25 protein-coding genes are annotated in these 24223 nt (G+C 43.3%); 23 read left to right on the top strand and 2 right to left on the bottom strand.

The features are described 5' to 3' along the window. From cmk to HCJ66_RS02050, 23 genes are all read left to right on the top strand, one after another. The gene (gene cmk, locus HCJ66_RS02160; RefSeq protein WP_187131676.1) at positions 1-675 is read left to right on the top strand and encodes a (d)CMP kinase; all 675 of its coding nucleotides are present in this window, start codon (positions 1-3) and stop codon (positions 673-675) included. A gap of 275 nt (positions 676-950) precedes the next feature. After that, a complete protein-coding gene (rpsA, locus tag HCJ66_RS02155) occupies positions 951-2099 on the top strand; it encodes a 30S ribosomal protein S1 (protein WP_187131675.1) in 1149 nt (382 codons plus the stop codon). Positions 2100-2259: 160 nt separating this feature from the next. Continuing rightward, positions 2260-3570, top strand: coding sequence for a ribosome biogenesis GTPase Der (gene der / locus HCJ66_RS02150; RefSeq protein WP_181675195.1), 1311 nt, complete (start codon positions 2260-2262; stop codon positions 3568-3570). 109 nt (positions 3571-3679) lie between these two features. Next, complete coding sequence (locus HCJ66_RS02145) at positions 3680-4699, top strand: NAD(P)H-dependent glycerol-3-phosphate dehydrogenase (protein ID WP_187131674.1); 1020 nt, start codon at positions 3680-3682, stop codon at positions 4697-4699. 353 nt (positions 4700-5052) lie between these two features. After that, complete coding sequence (locus HCJ66_RS02140) at positions 5053-6036, top strand: tyrosine-protein phosphatase (protein WP_187131777.1); 984 nt, start codon at positions 5053-5055, stop codon at positions 6034-6036. Positions 6037-6445: 409 nt separating this feature from the next. Continuing rightward, positions 6446-6721: an HU family DNA-binding protein gene (locus HCJ66_RS02135; RefSeq protein WP_003720260.1), complete on the top strand. Its 276-nt coding sequence runs from the start codon at positions 6446-6448 to the stop codon at positions 6719-6721. Between the two features lie 211 nt (positions 6722-6932). Continuing rightward, positions 6933-7499: a GTP cyclohydrolase I FolE gene (gene folE / locus HCJ66_RS02130; RefSeq protein ID WP_187131673.1), complete on the top strand. Its 567-nt coding sequence runs from the start codon at positions 6933-6935 to the stop codon at positions 7497-7499. An 88-nt stretch (positions 7500-7587) separates the two neighbouring features. Next, positions 7588-8352, top strand: a complete 765-nt coding sequence (locus HCJ66_RS02125) for a heptaprenyl diphosphate synthase component 1 (protein WP_187131672.1) — start codon at positions 7588-7590, stop codon at positions 8350-8352. A 16-nt stretch (positions 8353-8368) separates the two neighbouring features. Next, the gene (locus HCJ66_RS02120) at positions 8369-9082 is read left to right on the top strand and encodes a demethylmenaquinone methyltransferase (RefSeq protein ID WP_187131671.1); all 714 of its coding nucleotides are present in this window, start codon (positions 8369-8371) and stop codon (positions 9080-9082) included. A gap of 9 nt (positions 9083-9091) precedes the next feature. Then, complete coding sequence (gene hepT / locus HCJ66_RS02115; RefSeq protein ID WP_187131670.1) at positions 9092-10057, top strand: heptaprenyl diphosphate synthase component II; 966 nt, start codon at positions 9092-9094, stop codon at positions 10055-10057. 11 nt (positions 10058-10068) lie between these two features. Next, entirely contained in the window at positions 10069-10512 is a 444-nt protein-coding gene (ndk, locus tag HCJ66_RS02110; RefSeq protein WP_187131669.1) for a nucleoside-diphosphate kinase, read from the top strand. Between the two features lie 245 nt (positions 10513-10757). Further along, a complete protein-coding gene (gene aroC, locus HCJ66_RS02105) occupies positions 10758-11924 on the top strand; it encodes a chorismate synthase (RefSeq protein ID WP_187131668.1) in 1167 nt (388 codons plus the stop codon). A gap of 2 nt (positions 11925-11926) precedes the next feature. Then, positions 11927-13012, top strand: coding sequence for a 3-dehydroquinate synthase (aroB, locus tag HCJ66_RS02100; RefSeq protein ID WP_187131667.1), 1086 nt, complete (start codon positions 11927-11929; stop codon positions 13010-13012). A 2-nt stretch (positions 13013-13014) separates the two neighbouring features. Beyond that, positions 13015-13380 carry a chorismate mutase gene (gene aroH, locus HCJ66_RS02095; protein ID WP_187131666.1) on the top strand — a complete coding sequence of 122 codons (366 nt, stop codon included), beginning with the start codon at positions 13015-13017 and terminating at the stop codon, positions 13378-13380. Between the two features lie 12 nt (positions 13381-13392). Next, on the top strand, positions 13393-14478 hold the full coding sequence (hisC, locus tag HCJ66_RS02090; RefSeq protein ID WP_187131665.1) for a histidinol-phosphate transaminase: 1086 nt from the start codon (positions 13393-13395) through the stop codon (positions 14476-14478). Between the two features lie 13 nt (positions 14479-14491). Next, the gene (locus HCJ66_RS02085; RefSeq protein ID WP_187131664.1) at positions 14492-15592 is read left to right on the top strand and encodes a prephenate dehydrogenase; all 1101 of its coding nucleotides are present in this window, start codon (positions 14492-14494) and stop codon (positions 15590-15592) included. A 10-nt stretch (positions 15593-15602) separates the two neighbouring features. Further along, positions 15603-16877, top strand: a complete 1275-nt coding sequence (aroA, locus tag HCJ66_RS02080) for a 3-phosphoshikimate 1-carboxyvinyltransferase (RefSeq protein WP_187131663.1) — start codon at positions 15603-15605, stop codon at positions 16875-16877. Positions 16878-16995: 118 nt separating this feature from the next. Beyond that, a complete protein-coding gene (locus HCJ66_RS02075; protein ID WP_187131662.1) occupies positions 16996-18060 on the top strand; it encodes a Fic family protein in 1065 nt (354 codons plus the stop codon). 91 nt (positions 18061-18151) lie between these two features. Further along, positions 18152-19402 (top strand): tetratricopeptide repeat protein, encoded by a 1251-nt coding sequence (locus HCJ66_RS02070; RefSeq protein ID WP_187131661.1) that lies wholly within the window; start codon positions 18152-18154, stop codon positions 19400-19402. 30 nt (positions 19403-19432) lie between these two features. Next, the gene (locus tag HCJ66_RS02065; protein ID WP_187131660.1) at positions 19433-19966 is read left to right on the top strand and encodes a ReoY family proteolytic degradation factor; all 534 of its coding nucleotides are present in this window, start codon (positions 19433-19435) and stop codon (positions 19964-19966) included. Positions 19967-20070: 104 nt separating this feature from the next. Then, complete coding sequence (lhaT, locus tag HCJ66_RS02060; RefSeq protein WP_187131659.1) at positions 20071-20664, top strand: lipoprotein heptaprenylglyceryl N-acetyltransferase LhaT; 594 nt, start codon at positions 20071-20073, stop codon at positions 20662-20664. A 73-nt stretch (positions 20665-20737) separates the two neighbouring features. Beyond that, the gene (locus tag HCJ66_RS02055; protein ID WP_181675212.1) at positions 20738-21421 is read left to right on the top strand and encodes a zinc metallopeptidase; all 684 of its coding nucleotides are present in this window, start codon (positions 20738-20740) and stop codon (positions 21419-21421) included. Between the two features lie 56 nt (positions 21422-21477). Next, positions 21478-22734, top strand: a complete 1257-nt coding sequence (locus HCJ66_RS02050) for an aminoacetone oxidase family FAD-binding enzyme (protein ID WP_187131658.1) — start codon at positions 21478-21480, stop codon at positions 22732-22734. A 57-nt stretch (positions 22735-22791) separates the two neighbouring features. On the opposite strand, the gene HCJ66_RS02045 is transcribed toward HCJ66_RS02050, so the two are convergent. Beyond that, positions 22792-23232, bottom strand: coding sequence for a DUF1801 domain-containing protein (locus HCJ66_RS02045; protein WP_187131657.1), 441 nt, complete (start codon positions 23230-23232; stop codon positions 22792-22794). After that, complete coding sequence (locus tag HCJ66_RS02040; RefSeq protein ID WP_187131656.1) at positions 23229-24221, bottom strand: serine hydrolase domain-containing protein; 993 nt, start codon at positions 24219-24221, stop codon at positions 23229-23231. The genes HCJ66_RS02045 and HCJ66_RS02040 overlap by 4 nt, the downstream gene beginning before the upstream one ends. Positions 24222-24223: the final 2 nt, after the last annotated feature.

The following is a 24223-nucleotide window of genomic DNA, read 5'->3' as shown; positions in this document are numbered from 1 at the left end:
ATGAGTAAAAAGATTTGTATCGCGATTGATGGACCTGCCGCCGCGGGAAAAAGTACGGTGGCAAAAATTGTCGCGAAGGAATTGCACTATATCTATATCGATACAGGAGCGATGTACCGTGCTGTTACCTATGCTGCAGTTTCGCAAAAGGTACCGCTAAATGATGAAGCGGCGCTCGGCAAAATGCTGGAGGAAGCATCGATTCGCTTTGAACCAGGGGAAGTACAGCAAGTATTTATCGGGGCAGAAAATGTAACGGAGGTTATTCGTTCGTTGGAAGTAACTGCAAATGTATCCGAAGTTGCGGCTCACCCTGTTGTTCGAGAAGAGTTGCAGAAACGCCAACAAGTTTTCGCGACAGAAGGTGGTATTGTGATGGACGGCCGTGATATTGGTACGGCGGTGTTACCACATGCGGAGTTAAAAATATTTTTACTAGCAAGCGTGGATGAACGTGCAGAACGCAGGTACAAAGAGAATGTTTCCAAAGGGTTCCCAAGTAATTTGGAGCAATTGAAAAAAGAGATAGAAGAACGCGATCATCTCGATTATACGAGAGAACATTCCCCATTACAGAAGGCGGACGACGCGATTGAGCTTGACACGACATCGATGACGATTGCAGAAGTAGCGACTACAATTCACCAATTAGCGGAAGAAAAAATCGCTGAGTAAGTCTATACCATTTTAATAGAAGTCTAGATTTATAATTTATTTTTATTTTAGTAAGAAAAATCACGTGAATTCAACCTAAAAAACTTGACAAATGAACGTATTTGTAGGAAGTTAGTAGAGAGAGAATTTATCTCGTTAATAGGATTTTTGAAAACCCATTAGATTGAAGTCGTATTCATGCATATTTTATCGCTTTTTTGCGCTTACTTATTCTTGAAACAGTCAATCTTGGGTAATCCTAGCTTACGATAAACGTTTTTAGAGGAGGGCTATGCATGTCTGAAGAATTAAATGATGTAGAAGTTAGAAATTTTGAAGAAGGCGACAAAGTTACTGGTACTGTTACTAGTGTAGAGGATAAACAGGTTTACGTTGGTATTCCTGATTCCAAACTAGATGGTGTTGTCCCAATCAGTGAATTATCTAATGTTCATATTGAGCAAGCATCTGATGTTGCGAGTGTTGGCGATACGTTAGACCTAATCGTTTTGAAAGTAGAAGACGATGTATTGGTATTATCTAAACGTAAAGTAGACGCGCTTCAATCTGTCGATGATATTAAAGCGAAATTCGAATCTGGTGAAGTATTCGAAGCAGTGGTTAACGATGTCGTAAAAGGCGGCTTAGTAGTAGATCTTGGCGTGCGTGCATTTGTGCCAGCGTCGCTTGTAGAAGATCATTTTGTAGAAGATTTCGCATCTTACAAAGATCAAACATTGACATTTAAAGTGGTAGAATTTGAGCCGGAGAACAACCGTGTGATTTTATCGCATCGTGCTGTTGTCGAAGCTGAAAAATCTGGCAAAAAACAAGAACGTTTGAATGAAATTAAAGAAGGCGATGTTGTCGAAGGTACTGTTCAACGCTTAACTAGCTTTGGCGCTTTCGTTGATATGAATGGCATTGATGGTTTGGTTCACATTTCCCAAATCTCTTACCAACATATCGCATCACCATCTGACGTTTTAGAAGAAGGGCAAACCGTGACTGTAAAAGTTATCGGTGTAGATCCAGCAAACGAACGTATTTCTTTATCGATTAAAGAAACACAACCAGGTCCTTGGGATGATATCTCTGAAAAAGCGCCTGTTGGTTCTGTTCTAAAAGGTAAAGTAGCACGCCTTGTAACATTCGGTGCCTTCGTTGAAATTTTCCCAGGTGTGGAAGGATTAGTCCACATTTCGCAAATTTCGCATCAACACATTGGTACACCTCAAGAAGTATTGAAAGAGGGTCAAGAAATCGAAGTCAAAGTTCTTGATGTGAACGAAGCTGACAAACGTTTGTCACTTAGCATTAAAGAATTGACAGAAGCGCCAGCTGAGGTTTCTGATTATGAGTTGCCAGAAGAAAATACTGGATTCCAACTTGGCGATTTAATCGGCGACAAACTAAAGAATCTAAAGACAACAGACGATAAATAAGCGATTGAGTATCCGCCAGAGCGGGAAGCTAGTATCACGTATTGTTTACGTGTTACCAGCTCCCCGTTTTTTTATTTGTGAAATTTAAGTTGATACTAGGCGTGTTTACTGTTAAACTAAAGAAAGTCTGAAGTAATTTAAAGAAAAAGAAGGTGAAATAATGGTTAAACCAGTAGTAGCAATTGTCGGTCGTCCGAACGTCGGCAAATCCACTATTTTCAACCGCATCGTAGGCGAACGTGTCTCGATTGTGGAAGATATTCCAGGTGTCACGCGGGACCGGATTTATAATTCGGCTGATTGGCTTGGACGTGATTTTAATATTATTGATACAGGTGGAATCGATTTAGGAGACGAGCCATTCTTAGCGCAAATCAAGGCGCAGGCAGAGATCGCGATTGATGAAGCAGATGTTATCATTTTTATTACAAATGGTCGTGAGGGCGTAACAGATGCCGATGAACAAGTGGCCAAAATTTTGTATCGATCTAAAAAACCGATTGTTTTAGCGATTAATAAAGTCGATAATCCAGAGATGCGCGATCAGATTTATGATTTCTATTCGCTTGGATTCGGCGAGCCATTCCCAATTTCGGGATCACATGGTTTGGGACTTGGAGATTTACTAGATGAAGTCTTTAAGAAATTCCCAGAACTGGACGAAGAAGAATACGATGAAAATGTTATCAAATTCTCGCTTATTGGCCGTCCGAATGTTGGAAAATCCTCTATTTTAAATGCTTTATTAGGCGAACAGCGCGTGATTGTTTCGGATGTTGCTGGGACGACGCGTGATGCGATTGATACGCCTTATGAATTTGAAGGGCAAGAATATGTCATGATTGATACGGCTGGTATGCGTAAGCGTGGAAAGGTCTATGAATCGACAGAAAAATATAGTGTACTACGTGCGATGCGAGCGATTGAACGAAGCGACGTTGTTTTAGTTGTGCTAAATGCAGAAGAAGGAATTCGCGAGCAAGATAAGCGAATTGCGGGCTATGCACATGAAGCGGGGCGCGGAATTTTAGTTGTAGTGAATAAGTGGGATGCCATCGAAAAAGACGAGAAAACAATGAATGCGTTTATTCAAGATATTCGCGAACAGTTCTTGTTCTTGTCCTATGCACCGATTGTATTCGTGTCAGCGGTAACGAAACAACGCTTGACCAATCTTTTCCCAATGATTAACGATATCAGCAACAACCATTCGTTACGCGTACAATCAAGTCTGTTGAACGATGTTATCATGGATGCTGTTGCGATGAATCCATCACCAATGGATAAAGGTAAACGTCTGAAAATCTACTACACGACACAAGTTGCGGTTAGACCACCAACATTTGTAGTCTTTGTAAACGAACCAGAAATGATGCATTTCTCTTACGAACGTTTCCTAGAAAACCGAATTCGCGAAGCCTTCCCGTTCGATGGTACGCCAATTCGTCTAATAGCACGCCAAAGAAAATAAAAGTGTTGTTGTTTACACCAAGTAAATCGGCGACAAGCGCTCGCATTCAACCAATTTGGCGGACTTCCGGTTCTCACATACACTAATGATGTAAAGGAGTGACGATTTAATGGCGAGAAAACAAAAGATTGCTGTTCTTGGTGCTGGAAGTTGGGGCACTGGATTGGCACTAGTTTTGATTGAAAATGGGCATGATGTTGTTATTTGGGGAAATCACGCAGAAGTGGTTGAGGAACTGAATACAAAGCATACCAATCAACATTATCTTCCTGATATGACGCTTTCACCGAAGATGCGGGCAACTCTCGTATTGGAGGAAGCCTTAGTTGGTGCAGAGATGGTCGTTATTGCGATTCCAACGAGCGCTATGAGGATTGTTTGTAGTCAACTAAATGACGCCTTAAAAGAGCCGACATTGCTTGTGCACGTGAGTAAAGGTATCGAGCCTGATACGAACTTGCGGATGACACAGGTGATTGAGGAAGAAATTGCACCTGAGAAACGTTCTGCCCTCGTTGTTTTATCTGGCCCTAGTCACGCCGAAGAGGTTGTCCGTCACCATCCGACAACGCTTTGTGCGAGTTGCAAAGATTTAGCAGCAGCAGAAATAGTTCAGGATGCCTTTTTAAACAATAATTTGCGGATTTATACGAATGAAGACGTGATTGGTGCTGAAATTGGTGGCGCTTTGAAAAATATTATCGCACTTGGCGCTGGTATCACAGATGGCCTCGGTTATGGTGATAATGCTAAAGCAGCACTCATGACACGCGGTATGGCAGAGATTACGCGACTTGGCGTAACGGCTGGCGCTGATCCACAGACATTTTATGGACTGACTGGTATTGGTGATTTGATTGTTACGTGTACAAGCGTGCACTCAAGAAACTGGCGTGCTGGTAATATGCTTGGTAAAGGCGAGAGCTTAGAACGCGTTCTTGAAAACATGGGAATGGTCGTTGAAGGCGTGCGCACAGCCAAAGCAGTTCACCAATGGGCGAAAAAGCTTGCTATTGACATGCCAATCACAGAAGCAATCTACCAAGTCCTATTTGAAAAAGAAGACCCTCAGATTGCGGTTGACCGCTTAATGGGGCGCGATCGCAAATTGGAAAAAGAAGAATATTGATGAAGAAAGAGTCTGAGACAAAACTCAAGATAAAGCAAAAGCGCCCTACCATTTCTTCGGGTAGGACGAAAAATTCTGCTTTATACAAATCGAGCGAAAGCGTTTGTATTCAGAGGACTTGGCGGAAGCCGGAAGCGGAGCATACTCGTGTATGTGATGACTGAAAGCAGGGAGAGGGTAGTTTCCTCGACCATGCAAGAAGTTAAGCGTAGCAAGTATTGCGTAGCCGAACCGGAAGTCCGCCAAGGCCTCTGAATGCGAGCGCTTCTCGCCGATTTATCTGGGTTATGTCCCAGACCCTTTTATGTTACTATAGAGGTATCAATCGGTACAAATTTGGAGGGATACTAATGATTCAAGTGCGAAGAACAGGAACGCAATTGTCGCTTACATGGTCACCAGACGATATTCCAGCGGGTTCCATTATTTATCAAAGCCATACTGTAGAACCTAGCGCGTCTAAAAAACAGTTATTAGTAACAGATAAAGAAACGCATCTGCTGCTTTTAACAGAAGATTTACCAGTCTTTTTCACGATTCAAAAACCAGATGGATCAAGTGAAATCATCGGGGAGCGAATCATTCCGCTAGAGGGGTGCTTCAATTTTCGCGATCTAGGAGGTTATGTGAATACAGCTGGTAAAACGGTAAAGTGGGGGCAATTATACCGCTCTTCACTCCTCACTAATTTGACAGTTAAGGATCAAAAAACATTAGAGACAATGGGAATAAAGTGGATTTGCGATCTGCGTAGTACTTCCGAGATTACCGCGAAGCCATCCCTGTCGCTTCCAGATATTGCGAACCGTCATATTCCGATTGGTACGGCAAAAAATGAATCAAGTGAAACGCAAAAAATGGATATTCCAGAAGATCACCGTGTCTATGAGCCATTAATGGGAGAAAGCTATCGTGTTTTTGTGCAATCTAAAGATGGTTTTCGCGAAATTTTAGAATATGTCATTGATCAAGCAGAATTGCCGTTCCTATTCCACTGTACAGCTGGAAAGGACCGTACAGGCGTTTTAGGAGCACTTTTGCTAAAGTTACTAGATGTGCCAGAAAAAACGATTCTAGCCGATTACGAGCTTACAAATCAATATGCGGATGCCATTCTTGGTGAAATGCAAGGTTTGGTGGAAGCTTTCTCGGGAAGTACAGAAAAAATAGAATTAGAGAATTTCCGACCAATGGCAGAAGCTAAACCAGCCTACTTAGAAATTGCTTTTGATGAGATGAAGAAAGAATACGGTTCGGTAGATGCTTATTTAGAAAAAGGAATTGGGATTAGCGCTTCCAAGAAAGCCAAATTCCAATCTATGATGTTAGAAGGATAGTAGTAGTTGAAACCTAGAGTTGTCAGGCAAAAGCGTCGTTTTTAGCGCTTTTTTTAAGGAATTTGAACTATTTTTCTTATTTGGCGTGTTTTTACTTGCTATTATAGGTCTCTCGCGTTAGTATTATGCTTAACAGCTTGATACAATCACGTTTCCAGAACTAGGACTAGGAGAATTACGAAAGCTCTTTTTGTGAAAAATAAGGCTTTTCGCTTCTAAATCCTTGCAGTTGTAAGGATAATGTGATAATCTTTTATCAGAATCACTGAAACGGCGATAAAACGCCATTCCAGCCGAAATTCTTCTTAGAATTTCCATAGAAGTTTAGCTTATTTTGGAAAATGAATATTCTGAGTGTTAGGTAAGACCTGCTCATTTGGTATTATTCTCTTAAGGAGGTGAAAAAACAATGGCAAACAAAACTGATTTAGTAAATAGCGTAGCAGAACTTGCAGATCTTTCTAAAAAAGACGCTGCTAAAGCTGTAGAAGCTGTTTTTGAAACTATCCAAACTTCTTTATCTAAAGGTGAAAAAGTTCAATTAATCGGATTTGGTAACTTTGAAGTTCGTGAGCGTGCTGCCCGTAAAGGACGCAACCCACGTACGAAGGAAGAGATTGACATTCCTGCAAGCAAAGTTCCAGCATTCAAACCAGGTAAGGCGCTTAAAGAAGCTGTTAAATAACTACATACACTTTTTAAGCACAAAAAAAGGAGTTCCTCGGAATTCCTTTTTTTGTGCTTAAAATGAAGTCGGCCAAATTTGCTGATTGCGAACGCTTGCCGCGGATTTATACGTTGTAACCACAAGACCACAAGGGATTAACATTTACCTGGTTTGTTTGCTATGTTAAAATAACGAGGTAGATAATGACGTGTTTATAAAGGGGATTATTATGGAGCAAATAGATAAACAAAAGATTGCGGATGCAGTCAAAATGATTTTAGAGGCGGTTGGGGAGAATCCGGAGCGTGAGGGGTTACTAGATACGCCAATGCGTGTTGCCAGAATGTATGAAGAAGTATTTTCGGGACTCAAAAAAGATCCTTCAATTCATTTTAATACGGTTTTTGAAGAGCAACATGAGGAATTAGTTTTAGTGAAAGATATTCGCTTTTCATCGATGTGTGAGCATCACCTAGTACCGTTTTTTGGTGTGGCGCATGTGGCCTATTTGCCGCAAAATGGTCGAGTAGCGGGGCTTAGTAAATTGGCCCGTGTGGTGGATGATGTGAGTAAGCGCCCGCAATTGCAGGAGCGTATTACGACAAATGTAGCGGAGATTATGATGGATAAATTAAAGCCATTGGGTGTCATGGTTATTTTGGAAGCAGAGCATATGTGTATGACCATCCGCGGAGTCAATAAACCAGGTGCCAGAACGGTTACAAGTGCTGTTCGTGGGGCTTTTCGAAATGATGATAAGTTGCGTAGTGAGGTTATGGCGTTAATTAAGAATTAAGCGCCTAGCCAAGCTAATGGCGATTTTTGTGAAGGTTATGGTATAATTTACGATACAGGATAAACGAGATTTGAAGGGGATTTTGTAAATGAGTTATCAAGGTGGCGTAGCGCAGCTGAAACAGGTAGAGGCACTTGTTTTAGATCAGACCGCTTATCGATTTTTAGGTGAAAATTTTGACGGGCCAAAAATGGATAAGGATCAAATGCTGTGGCTACATGAGGCGATTAGAGGAACGGACTTAGAAGATAGTGCGGCTCATCAAGTGATCGGTGCGACGCTGTATGTCATTTTAGCTCATGACACGCATGATGGGATTGATGAACCGAGCGATGTGAAGCAAAAGACGTGGCAAGAACGGCAATTAACAGTGCTTGCTGGGGATTTTTATAGTAGTTTATATTATCGGGCGTTGTCGGAATTTGGTATGATTGACTTATTGGCGGCTTTACAGCGAGGTGTGCAGGAGACGAATGAGGCAAAGGTTAACTTGTATCAATTGCATATTACTGGTGATGAGGATTATTTAGCGCATTTAGTGATGTCAAAAGCAGCCATTTTTTCTAGGTTTGCGACTTATTTTGGATGTGATGAGGCTTTTACGTTTGTTGGTGCGCGCGCGATTTTGTTGACGTATCTTTTAACGGAACGCAAAAATTGGCTGCTAACGGGTAGTTCACTATTTGAAACGGCGTATGAACATGGTTATATGGCGTTAAATGCGCAGGCTGATTTTGCGACATGGCTTGAGGATTTGATTGTGACACTAAAGGCTGAGATTAAGGCAAATATGGGCGGGTTAGCGATTTCTGATATGACAGAGAAACGCTTGCAAGAGCTACTCGGACAATAGAGGAGAAATGATGGGTATGATAGAGACGAAAGAAGAGAAGGTTCACAATGTGTTCGAAAAAATTTCTCCTAGCTATGACCGAATGAATAGCTTGATTAGTTTCCATTTACATTCGAAATGGCGTCAAACAACGATGGATTTTATGCGTGTGAAGGCTGGTTCTTCAGCGCTTGATGTATGTTGTGGGACGGCGGATTGGACGCTTGCAATGGCGGAAGCAGTCGGTGTGGAAGGTTCGGTTATTGGTCTGGATTTTAGTGAGAATATGTTGGCGGTAGGTCAAGAAAAAGTGGTGGCATCGCCGTATTCTAATATTACGTTGATGCATGGGAATGCGATGGAATTACCATTTGCGGATAATTCGTTTGAGTATGTGACGATTGGTTTTGGTCTGCGTAACGTGCCGGATTATATGACGGTTTTACGTGAGATGTATCGTGTGTTGAAACCAGGTGGGTTGTTGACTTGTTTGGATACATCAACACCAACAATTCCGGGTTATAATCAGTTATTCTTCTTTTATTTCCGCCATATGATGCCTTTGATGGGCAGATTATTTGCGAAAAGTTACGAGGAATATGCTTGGTTGGAAGAATCGACGCGAAGTTTCCCAGGTATGAAAAAATTAGCAGATATGTTCCAAGACGCCGGATTTGACCATGTCCGTTACGTTCCGCATAGTGGTGGGGCGAGCGCAACGCATTTTGGGTACAAAAAGAAAGAACAATAGGTGGGGCAGATGAAACTTAATTTTCTATATTCTAATATTCAGGCGGATGTGGCAGCCATTGAAGAGGAGTTACGCAGAGCAGTTGCCTCCGAACAGGCGCCTTTAATTGAAGAGGCCGCTTTACAACTTCTAGATGCAGGGGGAAAACGGATTAGACCGATTTTTGTTTGCCTCACAGCTCGGCTTGGTCAGTTTGAATGGAATCAGGTAGAGCAGGCAGCCGTTGCAGTAGAGTTAATACATATGGCGTCCATTGTGCATGATGATGTGGTGGATGATGCGGATGTGAGGCGCGGCCGGTCGACAATCAAGTCGAAGTGGGGAAACCATGTTGCGATGTATACAGGGGATTTTTTGTTTGCGAAGTCACTGGAATACATGACAAAAATTCTGAATCCAGAGGCGCATCAAGTGCTTTCGAACGTGACGGTGGAGCTGGCTGTTGGCGAAATCGAACAATTGCGCGCGAAGTACAACTTTGACCAAAATGTGCGGACGTATTTGCGGCGGATTAAACGTAAGACGGCGCTTTTGATTGCAGCAAGTTGTCAACTTGGCGGGATTGTGGCACAACTGGACCCGAAAATGCATCGAAAACTGTTTTTGTTTGGGTATTACGTTGGGATGTCGTTCCAAATTACAGATGATATTCTTGATTTTACGGGATCGGAGAAGTCGCTGGGCAAACCGGCGGGTGAGGATCTGCGACAAGGAAATATTACTTTACCTGTTTTTTTTGCGATGGAAGATAAGGATTTTCAGATGAGGTTGCGTGAGATTACGGAGCAGACTCCAAAAGATGAGATGCAGACGTTTATTAAGGAAATCAAGGCTTCTGGGGCGATTAAGAAATCGGAGGCTGTGGCAGAGAGTTATTTGCAAAAGGCGATTGCGATTTTAGATGAGTTTCCGCCGTCGAAGGAACTAAAGCCTTTGAAGCAGATTGTGCAATTTTTGGATAAGAGAAAATACTAGGAGGTAGGAAGATGGAAAGAACGTATTTGATGGTAAAACCGGATGGTGTCGAGCGTGGCTTGATTGGTGAGGTCGTTGCGCGCTTGGAGAAAAAAGGGCTCAAATTAGTTGGTGCAAAATTGATGCGTATCGATGAAGACTTAGCAACACAACATTATGCGGAACATGTCGGTAAGCCATTCTTTCCGGATCTTTTACAATTTATTACGTCTGGTCCAGTTTTTGCGATGGTTTGGGAAGGTGATGAGGCGGTCGCGATTGCGCGTTTGATGATGGGCAAAACGAATCCACTGGAAGCAGGTCAAGGGACGATTCGTGGTGATTTCGCGGTACATATGAACCGGAATGTGATTCATGGCTCGGATTCGGTCGAAAATGCGTCGCGTGAGATTGGCTTGTTTTTCAAACCGGAAGAGTTGCTGTTGTATGATAAAGCGATAGATGTGTGGTTATAGATAGAGATGCTAGGGCGTTTGTATTTGGAGATTGAAGTGAACCGGGATGTACGGAAAGAGCCGGAAGTTCGCAAGTCTTCCAAATAGGAGCGCTTTTTGTGTATTTCGTGCGTTTTGGCGACTTTCCTGTTTACGTAGGTGGCAAATTATGATATGATACTACACATACACTTTAAAGCGCTAAAACAATGCGACTTATTTTTAATATAAAAGAAAGATTAAATAGATGGAGAGGAAGTTGAAAAATGAGATATTTAACAGCGGGAGAATCGCACGGCCCAGGACTTACGACGATTATTGAAGGATTGCCAGCGGGGATGCCTCTTTTGGCGGAGGATATTAATACGGATTTGAAGAGACGTCAAGGTGGGCACGGACGCGGGGCACGGATGCGTATTGAAACGGATCGGGCACAAATTTCAGCAGGAGTTCGCCACGGTAAAACGATGGGATCGCCTGTTGCTATTTTTGTGGAGAATAAAGATTGGAAAAAATGGGAAACAGTAATGAGTATTGAGCCGGTACCGGCGGAGAAAGAGGCATCGCGGAAAGTTTCTCGACCACGTCCAGGTCATGCGGATTTGGTTGGTGGAATGAAATATGGACATCGTGATATGCGCAATGTGTTGGAGCGTTCTTCGGCTCGTGAGACAACGGTACGTGTGGCGGCTGGCGCGATTGCTCGGAAATTATTGCTAGAGCTTGGCATCGAGGTTGCTGGGCATGTATTGGAAATCGGTGGCGTGCGGGCGGAATTGACGCGTGATTACTCGATTAAGGAGATTCAAGAGATTTCTGAGGCGTCTTCTGTGCGTTGTTTGGATACGGCAAAAGAGGAAGAGATGAAACAGAAAATCGATAAAGCGAAGAAAAATGGCGACACGATCGGCGGTATTGTTGAGGTTGTCGTTGGCGGGGTACCTGCAGGTCTTGGAAGCTTTGTGCAATGGGATCGCAAACTCGATGCAAAAATTGCGCAGGCCATCGTGAGTATTAATGCATTTAAAGGTGCGGAGTTTGGCGTTGGCTTTGAGGCGGCACGTAAACCGGGTAGCGAGGTTATGGATGAAATTCTATGGTCGGAGGACGATGGCTATACGAGACGCACGAACAATCTTGGTGGTTTTGAAGGTGGTATGACGAACGGGATGCCGATTGTGGTTCGCGGTGTTATGAAGCCGATCCCGACTCTATACAAGCCTCTGCAAAGTGTAGATATTGATTCGAAGGAAGTATTTAATGCCAGTGTGGAGCGTTCGGATAGCTGTGCGGTTCCTGCGGCGAGTGTTGTAGCGGAGGCGGTTGTTGCTTGGGAAGTTGCGCAAGCGGTATTGGAGAAATTTGATAGTGATCGTTTTGACGTACTACGGGCGCATGTGGAAGAACATCGCGCAATGACGAGGGAGTTTTAAGGATGGCAGAAATCACAGTGACGACGAAGGATAAGGTCTACTCGGTCTATATTAGCCAGAATGCGTTACGTGAGCAAGCGGAGGGCTTAGTTGCAGAACTGAGCCATTTTTCGCAAGTATTCGTGATGACAGATACGAATGTCGCGAAAGCTCATATGTCAAAAATGAACGATCTGCTTGCGCCACTTGAAAAGGTTTCCTATTATGTGACGCCAGCTGGTGAAGAGGCGAAGACATTTGCGGTTTACGAAGATGCGATGACGAAAGCGATTGAGATTGGTCTGGATCGCAAATCGGTCTTGCTCGCTTTTGGTGGTGGCGTGATTGGTGACCTCGGTGGGTTTGTAGCTTCGACGTACATGCGAGGCATCGCGTTTTATCAAATCCCGACGACTGTTTTGGCGCATGATAGTGCGGTTGGCGGGAAAGTCGCGATCAATCACCCATTAGGCAAAAATATGGTCGGGAATTTTTATCAACCGGAGGCCGTGATTTATGATACGTCTTTACTTGGGACGCTTTCGGAGCGGGAAATGCGTTCTGGTTTTGCGGAATTGGTGAAGCACGCGTTGATTCAGGACCCGGCGTTACTTGTGGAATTGATGGCAACTTACAAAACGCCGATGGATTTGTACAGCGTGGATTTGACCAACTATCTTGCGCGCGGTATCGAAATTAAGGCCGAGATTGTGTCACAGGATGAGACGGAGCAAGGTGTTCGTGCTTATTTGAATTTTGGGCATACGATGGGTCATGCGATTGAGGCATACGGCGAGTTTGGTAAATGGCTTCATGGGGAATCTATTATGTTCGGGATGATTTATGCGCTGGACATGAGTGAGCAGTTGTTAGGTCTTTCCTTTGATAAAGAGGCATTGCTCAAATGGCTTGCGGCACTGGGATATGATGTGAAAATGCCTGCGAATCTTGATTTTGCCGTTTTGCTAGAAAATATGAAACATGATAAAAAGACGACATTTAACGAAATAACGATGGTATTGCTTGAAGAAATTGGCAAGCCGAAAATTCAAAAAGTGTCGGATGATGTGATAGAAGCAACATTTAGAAGAGTAAGTCAGGAGGCGTAGAAATGATCAGAGGTATTAGAGGGGCAACAACAGTGACGGAGAATACGCCAGAAGCGATTTATAAGGCAACGATTGATTTATTCCAAGCGATTGTGGCAGAAAATGATTTGGCGCCAGATGTGATTTCATCGGTTTTGACATCGGTAACGAGTGATATTGATGCGGCGTTTCCTGCTAAGCCGATTCGTGAATTAGCTGGTTTTCAGTTTGTACCGATTATGGGTGTGATGGAAATTCCTGTAACAGGCGCGCTTGCGATGTGCATTCGGTTGATGGTGAACGCGGAGGTTGGCGGAGTCGCACAGCAAGATGTGGTACACGTTTATTTAGAAGGCGCAAGGGTTTTACGACCGGATTTAGCGAAGTAGGAGGTAACAGGAATGAAATGGAAAAAGACATTGAACGGCTTACATTCATATAAACCAGGAAAACGAGAAGAGCAGGTAATGGCAGAACTTGGCTTGACGGAAATTACAAAGCTGTCTTCGAATGAAAATCCACACGGTGTTTCAGAAAAAGTGGCGGATTATTTGAAGCAAGTCGATGTGAGCGTTGAAATCTATCCAGACGGTTGGGCATCGGATTTACGAACGCAACTGGCGACGTATCATAGCGTGAAAGAGGACGAGCTGATTTTCACAAGCGGTGTGGATGAGTTGATTGCCTTATTATCACGGACTTTGTTGTCTCCTTCAACGAGCACCGTTATGGCTGCACCAACTTTCCCGCAATATCGTCAAAATGCGTGCATTGAAGGTGCAGAAGTGCGTGAAATCGCGCTAACGAAAAATGGAGATCATGATTTACCGGCAATGCTTGCGGCGATGGATGAAACGACGAGTATTGTTTGGCTTTGTAACCCGAATAATCCAACTGGGAATTACATAGCGCTAGATGAGATTAATCAATTTTTGCGCCAGGTTCCAGAAGACGTCTTAGTTGTGCTGGATGAGGCGTATATTGAATATGTGGAACCGCAGCCAGAGACACACACCGCGCTAATTTATGAGTTTTCGAATCTAATCATTACGCGCACATTTAGTAAAATTTATGGATTGGCTAGTTCTCGCGTTGGTTATGGTATTGCAAACGCTGAAATTATTAGCCAAATTAACATCGTGAGACCGCCATTTAATACGACGACAATGGGGCAAAAATTAGCTCAGATTGCTCTTGCGGATCAAGATTTTATTGAGACATGCCGTGTGGAAAATGCAGCTGGTCGTAAACAGTATGAAGCTTTCGCGGCGAAAAATGAGGCGGTTTTTGTCTATCCGTCACAAGGAAATTTTGTTTTAGTCGATATGGCTCAGCCAGCGGACGATGTATTTCGCTATTTAGAAAAGAACGGCTACATTGTGCGTTCTGGTTCGGCACTTGGATTTCCTACTGCTGTGCGTATAACCATTGGGAAAGCGTCGGAAAATGCAGCGGTGATTATGTTGCTGCAACAATTAGTAAAGTAAGGGGTTTTGGAGGATGAAAGGAACAGTCGTTATCGTCGGACTTGGTCTGATTGGTGGGTCTATCGCACTTTGTATTCGTGCAAAACATCCACAGGCTCATATTATTGGTGTCGATATTTCAGAACAAACGATTTTAGCAGGGGATTCGCTCGGTATTATCGATGAGGGAACGACGAATTTGGCGGATGTTATCGCACGCGCGGATTTGCTTATTTTTTGTTGTCCCGTACAGCAAACAGAGCGATTCTTAGTCGAGTTACCAGGACTTCCGCTGAAAGATAATTTGCTTATCACGGATACCGGAAGTACGAAATTGCGGGTGATGGAGCATGCGGCGGCCATTCAGGAAGCAGGTTATACGTTTATTGGTGGACATCCGATGGCGGGTTCTCATAAAAGTGGCGTGACGGCGGCTAAATCATTATTGTTTGAGAATGCTTACTATTTATTGACACCAGGTGAGAATGAGGATCCAAAGCATGTGGCTCTTTTACGAGAATGGTTGGAGGGCACAAACGCGAAATTTTTGGAGCTTTCGGCGACAGAGCATGATAACATCACGGGCATGTTGAGTCATTTACCACATATTGTAGCGGCGGCGCTTGTAAATCAGACGAGTGCTTTTACGCAAGAACATCCCGCGGCATTTCGCTTGGCAGCAGGCGGTTTTCGCGATATTACCCGGATTGCTTCCTCGGATCCAACTATGTGGACGGATATTTCGCTTTCCAATAAAGATACGTTACGCGAATTGCTTGGAAATTGGCGCGATGGCATGAATGAAGCGATTGATATGCTGGAAAAAGAAGACAGTCACGCGATCTATCAATTTTTCGATACGGCAAAGGAATTTCGGGATTCGTTGCCAGTCCATCAAGAAGGCGCGATTCCATCTTTTTACGACTTATTTGTTGATGTGCCTGATTATCCAGGTGTTATTTCGGAGGTAACTGGTTTTCTCGCGCAAGAAGAAATTAGCTTGATTAATATTAAAATTCTAGAAACACGCGAAGACATCATGGGAATTTTGCAGATTACGTTCCAAAACGAAAAAGATCGGGAACGTGCGAAGCGTTGTATCGAAAAATATAGTCAGTATCAATGTCACTTTTAGGGGGAAAACGATGCAGTTAATTACGAATAAACAAGGATTAAATGGGACAATTCGAGTTCCAGGAGATAAGTCGATCTCTCATAGAAGTATTATGTTTGGTGCGCTGGCAGAAGGCACAACGACGGTGACGAATTTTTTGATGGGAGAAGATTGTCTGAGCACGATTGGCGTATTTCGAGCGCTAGGCGTGAGCATTGACGTAACGCCCTCAAAAATAGTGGTGCAAGGTAAGGGCTGGGACGGCTTGCAAAAACCAGCGGGAAAATTGGATGTTGGCAATTCAGGAACGACGATTCGGTTGATGTTAGGCATCTTAGCTGGGCGTTCGTTTGACGCGACTATCGAGGGTGATGCGTCTATTGCGAAACGTCCAATGGGCCGCGTGATGAAGCCGCTTCGTGAAATGGGCGCAACTTTTGAAGCAAAGGATGCGAATTTTGCACCGGTAAAAGTGATTGGAAATAAACTGCGTCCGATGGAATATACGTTACCCGTTGCTAGTGCGCAAGTGAAGAGTGCGATTATTTTTGCAGCGCTACAAGCAGAGGGTGAAACAACGATTATCGAAAAAGAAAAGACGCGTGATCATACCGAGCAAATGATTCGTCAATTCGGCGGTGAAATCGAAGTCGATGACCTGACGATTCGTGTTTCCGGTGGGCAGAAATTCCGCGGACAAGAAGTCGTTGTTCCAGGTGATATCTCCTCCGCAGCGTTCTTCATTGTGGCGGGATTAATCATTCCTAATAGCAAAATTCGTTTAGAAAATGTCGGCATTAACCCAACGCGAACAGGGATTATCGATGTTGTCCAAGCGATGGGCGGGAAAATTACCGTTGAAAAAACAAGCGCGGTTGGGGACGAGCCGGCTGGAACGATTACCGTTGAAACGAGCGAATTGAAGGGCATCGAGATAGGTGGGGACATTATTCCACGGCTCATCGATGAACTACCAGTCATCGCGTTATTGGCATCTCAAGCGACTGGGAAAACGGTCATTAAAGACGCAGAAGAATTGAAAGTAAAAGAAACGAATCGTATTGATGCTGTCGTTACGGAACTCTCGAAAATGGGAGTGGCACTTGTTGGGACAGAGGACGGCATGATTATTGAAGGGCAACAAAGCCTGCATGGCGCTACTGTAAAATCATACGGGGATCATCGCATGGGAATGATGTTGCAAATGGCAGCATTGCTCGCAGAATCTGAGGTAACTTTAGAAGATGCCGAAGCGGTCAAAGTTTCTTATCCTACTTTCTTTGAGGATGTTGCCTCTTTATATTAAGCGAAAAAAACGTGTGCAACTATTGCACACGTTTTTACAATGTGTGCAATAATATAGTTTTTTTGCACGTGTTATGATTTGTGTGTTATACTGAAAGAGAGAGAAAGGACGGAGTCGAATGCTATTAGAATTGCCTAATCACAACATAAATACAGATACAGTAACCATTTATAAGCAGTTGGCAAAGTCGAATCGTGCCTTGGCAGAATTAAAAGGATATTCCGCGACAATCCCGAATCAGTATATTTTGATTAATGCCATGACGCTCAATGAAGCCAAAGATAGTTCGGCAATTGAACAAATTATTACGACACATGATGATTTATATCAAGCCATGTCTAAAGATAAAGTGCGCGATGCGGCAACAAAAGAAGTACTCAACTACCGACATGCACTTTGGGAAGGCTATCAATATATCTTAAAACGCGATATCATTACGACCGGTCTCATCGAGCATGTCCAGCGTATCATTGAAAATAGCAAAATGGGGATTCGTAAAGTACCAGGTACGGCAATCAAAAACATGACAACAGATGAAATTATCTATACACCACCGCAATCAGAATTAGAAATTAGAGATTTACTTGCGGGCTTGGAGAGGTATATTAATTTGGATGATGGAACGGATCCACTAATCAAGTTGGCGCTTATTCATTACCAGTTTGAGGCGATTCATCCATTTTATGATGGGAATGGGCGTAGCGGACGAATTTTGAACATATTGTACCTGGTATTGATAGGGTTACTCGAGAGTCCGGTGCTTTATTTGAGCAAGTATATTTTGCGGACGAAGAAAGAATATTATGTGTTACTTCGACAAATACAGCAGAATAGCGATTATTTTGAAGAGTGGGTCGTGTATATTTTAAAAGGTGTCGAGGAAACGGCGAAAGAGACATTAAAAATCATTCGCTCGATTACAGAGGCAATGGCCGTATATGGGCAGGAACTGAAGGAAAAGTTGCCTAAATTATACTCGAAGGAGCTAGTCGAGACGCTGTTTTATGAATTTTATACGAAGATTATGTATGTGGAGCAACATCTGAACGTTTCTAGGAGAACTGCGGTGACTTATTTGCAAAAGCTGGAGGAGCACGGCTTTCTTATTTCGGAGATGATTGGAAGAGAGCGGGTATATAAGAATAAAGTGCTGTTTGATTTGATTGAGCAGGCGAACAAGTAAGTTGGGGAATGGGAGAAAGACTGTTTGACTTGTTTTGACCTTTCCGTTATAATAAGCCTACGAAACTAGGATAGATGTGAGGAGATTGATTATGAAATTTGCAGAGCAGATGTTAGCGGCTTTAGAGCAGGAAAACTTGCCTGAGGCGCAGAAATATTTTAAGCAAGCCTTACAGGATGGAACGGATGAGGAGCAGTATTGGTTAGCGGAACAATTAATGCAACTGGGGTTCTTAGAAGAAGCAGAAGATTTGTATGAACTTTTGCTTGCGAAGTACAAGGATGAAGGGGAATTATTGGTTCGTGCAGCAGAGGTCGCGATTGAGAAGGATGATATCGAGACGGCGATGGAATATTTGGAGCAGGTAAATACGCAAGACGAAGCGTATCCAGAGAGTTTATTAGTGCTCGCGGATTTATATCAGATGCAGGGGCTTTTTGAAGTGACGGAAGCGAAGTTGCAGCAAGCCAAAAGTTTGTTACCGAATGAGGCTGTGATTGATTTTGCATTGGGCGAATTTTATTTGTCGACAGCACGATTTGCGTCGGCGGTGCAGAGCTATCAGGCGGTGCTTGATGCGGGCGTGACGGAAATAGCGGGTAGCCAGATTTTTGAACGGATTGCGGAGAGTTTGGCGAGTAGCGGTTCATTTGAAGAGGCGATTCGCTATTATGAGAAGGCGATTGTGGAACAAGAGGATGTCAATACGTTATTCGGGCTTGGACTGACCAGTTTTCAGGCAAAGGATTACACGAAGGCGATTTCGGCTTTGGAACGCTTGAAAGAACACGATCCTGGTTTCACGACGCTTTACACGTACCTTGCCAAGAGCTATGAGGAAAATGGCGAGCCGGAGAAAGCGCTGGAAGCATTGGTCGATGGTTTGAAGCAGGATGAATTCAATAAAGAATTGTTTTTAGAAGCTGGAAAATTAGCTTGGAAAAATGATCAGGCTGCGGATGCGGAACATTATTTCCGTCAAGCTATTGCGCTTGACCCAGAGTTTATCGATGCTATTTTAGAGGTGAACAAAATTTTGCTTAAAAAGGACGATCATGAGGGCGTTGTGGAACTTGTGGAGTCGTTAGAACGCGAAATTGTCACGGAACCGCAAATTTTCTGGGACGTAAGTGTTGCATATCAGGAGTTAGATATCTATAATAAAGCAAAAGAAAACTATGAATTAGCACACCCGCACTTCAGCGAAAACGCAACATTTTTGAAGGAATATGGCTTATTTTTACGCGAAGACGGTGATATTGCGAAGTCAGAAGAAGTATTGGCGATGTATTTGACACTTGAGCCAGGTGATGAAGAGGTTTTAAGTTTACTAGGTTATTAATCCCCATTTTGATGGGAAGGAGTGAGTGAAATGAAAGCATCAATTAGCATTGAAGACAAGAAGGAATTTGTTAGATGGTTGTTAAATAAGCATCAAATGAAAATTAGAGAATCGATGTGGATTCTAAATTATATTGCGGGTCATGACCAAATCATGAAATACGTTCACTTCGTCGATAATGCAGAAGGGTGCCCACGTGGTCTTGTGCTCACTTCTCTCGGAGTGGATGACGAGCCGTTTCGATTCTTTAAAGGGAATATTGTGACGACGGATCCTGAGAAGGCGTTTCATGATATTCGTTTGAATTGGGATGAAGATATTTATATTCAGTTGCATTTCCCGGAAAGCTTGACATCCCCTCGTTACGCTTTTGTTCGCGAGGATAATCCGTTTGAAGAGTTACTGATTTCGGACAAGGAAAAGCAAATCGCATCCCAGTTTTTGGATACGGTTGTAGAGCATTTTTCAAAAGAGAAATTATTGCTGGAAATCGATGAGGCATTGGACGCGCATGATGAAGAGCGATTCCAACGTTTGATGGAGCAATTTAAGCAATATAGTTAGTTTTAATTAAGAAGCACTTGTCGTGTGAGCGGCAGGTGTTTTTGCTTTTTGTTTTCTGTGGAGTCTGGTATTCTTAAAAAAGAGAGTTTTTATGGGGGTGCACAATGTATCGTTACTTAGCGAACAGGTCGTTTTTGCGATTGCTGTTCATTGTGAATTTATTGGGGGCTATTTATGGGTATATTTGGTACATCCCTCAACTGAAAATTACGGAACCGCGCTTTTGGGTTTTTGTACCGGATAGCCCGACTGCGATTTTATTTTTCGTATTTGTATTGATGGCTTGGTTGGCGAAGAAACATTGGCCGTTAATGGAGGCGCTGGCTTTTGTCTGTTTGGTGAAATACGGATTGTGGGCTGTCGGTATGAATATTGCTTACATGATAAATTTAGGGTATTTGGATACAATGAGTTTGATGTTGTTGACGTCGCATGGTTTGATGGCGGTGCAAGGGCTTGTGTATGCCCCATTTTATCGAATAAAGTATGAGCATTTTGCGATTGCAGCGATTTGGGTGTTACATAATGATGTCATTGACTACTTATTTGGTCAGATGCCGATTTATGGTGGACTTGACCAATACATTACAACGATTGGTTACTTCACATTTTGGTTGACGATTTTTGTGTTATGGACGGTTTATGAAAAAACACTGAAAAAGGATTCGTTTAAATTAGAATTTCCTCATGAAGCCTAAAAGTTGTTGAGGTTTGGCGTTTTCTCCTTTATAATTAAAAGTAATCAGTAGCAGTTAGGATGGGATGGATGATATGAGTATTCAAATGTACATTATTTATTTTCTGATTGTCGCGTTAATACCTTTATGGGCGCAATATCGTGTAAAGAGTACGTATTCGCATTATTCGAAGGTAGCGATTCGTACAGGATTGACTGGGGCGCAAGTGGCACGTCAGATCTTGGACGCGAATGGTTTGTCGAATATACCGGTTAATGAAACTGGCGGCGTATTGAGCGATCACTATGATCCACGAAAAAAAGCTGTTTTCCTATCTTCGGCCAACTTTAACGGTCGTTCGATTGCAGGCACAGCGGTAGCGGCACATGAAGTGGGGCATGCGATTCAGGATGCGCAAGACTATACGTTCATGCGTTTTCGCTCGGCACTTGTTCCAATTACGATGTTTAGCTCGAATGCCTCATGGGTTTTCTTAATTATCGGTATGCTGGCGACCTTGCCAAACTTGATGCTTATTGGTATTGTTTTAATGGCAATCGGTGTTTTATTCCAGTTGATAACACTCCCAGTAGAGTTCGATGCCTCTAAGCGGGCGCTCGTACAGATTAACCAATTAGGTCTTGTTGATTCAGCGGAATTACCTCAAGCGCGTAAAGTACTAAGCGCAGCCGCGATGACATACGTTGCAGCAATGGCAGTAGCTGTTTTAGAGCTTTTGAGATTAATCTTAATTTTTACAGGTATGAACCGAAACTAGATTTTAAAAAGCGCTCTGAAACGGGCGTTTTTTGATGGGAAAAAGGATGGGGTATTGTGGATTTTGATGTGATTGTTATTGGTGGTGGTCCGTCGGGTTTGATGGCGGCAATCGCAGCGGCGGAGAAGAATAAGCGGGTATTACTCGTTGAAAAAGGTCCAAAACTAGGTAGAAAACTGATTTTGTCTGGTGGCGGGCGTTGTAACGTGACGAATCGCAAACCAGCGGATGAAATTATCAAGAATATACCAGGGAATGGACGTTTTATGTATAGTCCATTTTCGGAGTTTAATAATGAAGATATCATCGCTTTTTTTGAAAAATTGGGTGTGGCTTTGAAGGAAGAAGATCATGGTCGGATGTTTCCTGTGACGGACAGCGCACGTTCGGTGGCTGATGCGATGATTTCGCGGCTTGATAAGCTGAACGTGAAAATTTATATGAAAACGCCAGTGAAGCGTGTGAACTACCAGGACGGTCAGGTTGTGGGCATTACGCTTGCGGATGGGCAAGAAATTGGTGCGCAAGCGGTGATTGTCGCTGTTGGCGGCAAATCAGTACCACGGACAGGTTCGACAGGAGATGGTTATGCGTGGGCGCGCGAGGCTGGGCATACGATTACGGAATTATATCCAACAGAGGTTCCGATAACATCGCGTGAGGCCTTCATCAAGAGTAAAGTGTTGCAAGGAATCTCTTTACGTGATGTGGCGCTCTCTGTGCTCAATCCAAAAGGAAAGCCTATTATTACGCATCAAATGGACATGATTTTCACGCATTTTGGTGTGTCAGGGCCAGCAGCATTGCGTTGTAGCCAATTCGTGATTCAAGGTTTGAAAAAATTCGCGGTTCCTGAACTAACGATGATGATTGACTTTTTTCCAGATACATCAAAAGGGGAATTGGAGCAAGAAGTGATGGGACTTGTGAAGGATAATCCTAAAAAGGCCGTCAAAAATGCATTGAAATCGGTAATGCAAGAGCGGATGTTATTGTTTTTACTGGAACGCGCGGAAATTGATATCGATGCTGATTGTATTTCAGTTGCGCAGAAAAAATGGCAGGCGTTCATCGAAACATTGAAGAAATTTACATTCCAAGTGAACGGGACGCTGGATTTCGAGAAGGCTTTTGTGACGGGTGGTGGTGTTTCAGTAAAGGAAATTATGCCGAAAGAAATGCAATCGAAGTTGATGCCTGGTTTATTTTTCTGTGGTGAGATACTAGATATTAATGGGTATACGGGCGGTTACAATATTACGTGTGCGCTTGTGACAGGGCGTTTGGCTGGAGTCAATGCGGCATTGCGCTAATTGGCAAATTTAAAAGTGGAGGCAGTTCCCGAGAAAAAATTGGGATTGCTTCCATTTTTATTTTTTCATGGTTGTTTCGTACTGTTTAATCCAGTCATCCACTGTGACTTTACTTGCTAATTCGCCAATAAGCTCATATGGAATTTTCTTCGGATTTGTGAATCGGATGCAGCCTTTGCCCATGTTGAGCTTGGTTGTCATATGTTTGGGATACTCGGCTTGGAACCACTCTAACAGGGTTTCATCGCCGAAAATTCCCATGTGATAGACGGCGATATGTTGTTTTTGTGCTGCGATGGCGAAAAAGGAAAGCGAAAGGCTAGAATCGCAGTGGTAGCCATCAGGATAGCGGGATTTTGGAACCACATAGGAAGGCATGCCGTATTGGATTTCTTTTTCAAAGCCAGTTGGAATGTTGGTATCAACTGCTTGCATGAGTTTTGCAAAAGCTTCTTTTTTGTCGGGTGCTATGTCATCTATATATTCTTCGATTGTCATTGTTTTCCTCCTAAATCTTGCATGAATTGTTTTATGATTTCGTCACGGCGTTCTAGAAAAATGGCATTATCTCGGCTCGGATGTACACGATTTGTGAGGACGATCAGCGCCGTTTTGTGTTGCAAATCGATGACGATGAAAGTGCCTGTGAAGCCGGTATGGTAGATGGCAAAATGGTCTGTAGACGGGACTAAATCCCAGCCGAGACCGCGTGATCGATTTAAATCTGGGGTGTAGTTTTTGGCGATATTGGTAATGCTTTCTTCGCTAAGAATGGGTTCGCCGTCACGAAGTAGTGTCTTTGTAAAATGAATCAGATCTGATAGATTGCTGAATAAGCCTGCGTGACCTGCGACACCGTCCATTTGCCAAGCTTTGAAATCATGAACGGTACCTGTGATAACGCCGCGATCTGGGTGGTCTTCGGTTGGGACACAAAATTCCGGTGAATCAGGACGATAACTTGTGTTTTGCAAGGCAAGTGGCATCAGAATGTTGCGTTTGACTTGTGTTTCTAAATCATCACCGAGTTGCTCGACGATATAGCCGAGTAGTAAAAAATTAGCATCGGCATACGTGACATCAGTTCCAGCTGGAGTAGCTTGTGGCGTCGCGATACAGTAACGATAGACATCCTCTTTTGAGGCGATGGTGTAGCCAGGAATATTTTTTGCCAAGCCAGAACTATGCGTTAAAAGTTGTAAAATCGTGACTTCTGGATAGCGGAAATCTGGTAGGAAATCGCATACTTTATCGGATAGCTGCAAATTCCCAGCTTCGATATGTTGCAAAACCAGGGTTGTTGTCGCAATGACCTTCGTTAAGGAAGCAATATCGTAGACGGCATCTGGTTCTAACATTACTTTTTCAGGGGTTAGTTGTTTCATACCGACAACGTGTTGTTTGGTGCGCTGAGGTGTGATAATAGCGTAGGAAATGCCTGGCACAATGCCATCGGTGACTAGTTTTTTTAATCGCGTATCCAACATGG

Origin of the sequence: Paenilisteria portnoyi, assembly GCF_014322795.1 — a bacterium.
GTDB classification, from domain to species: domain Bacteria; phylum Bacillota; class Bacilli; order Lactobacillales; family Listeriaceae; genus Listeria_A; species Listeria_A portnoyi.
This window is presented reverse-complemented; position numbering and strand designations above follow the sequence as displayed.